This window comes from Photobacterium sp. R1 (genome assembly GCF_054600795.1).
On record NZ_BAAHZP010000738.1, the window covers coordinates 1 to 254 of the forward strand.

Below are 254 nucleotides of genomic sequence, written 5' to 3' on the forward strand. Positions count from 1 at the left end.
TGATCCACTACTGAACCGGAACGATGGCATAAAGCGGGACAAGGTCAGTAAGAACAAAGATTCCAGAGCACAGCGCCCGGCAGATACCGGGCGCTGTAGTGTCTGACCAGCACTTATGCCGGATCAGAAGCCCAGGGGCAGACCAGAGGCAAAGAAAATCACCAGCACCAGTGTCCACATCACCAGGAAAGCCGCCGAGTAAGGCACCATCATGCTGATCACATCCCCGAATTTCAGTTCAGGTTTATATTTAC

The 254-nt window shown here is 52.4% G+C and carries 1 protein-coding gene; it reads right to left on the reverse strand.

The window, feature by feature from the left end:
- Positions 1 to 123 precede the first annotated feature (123 nt).
- Positions 124 to 254, reverse strand: a 131-nt coding sequence (locus tag ACYP03_RS27020; protein WP_459782812.1) for an AbgT family transporter, incomplete at its 5' end; no start/stop codon positions are given.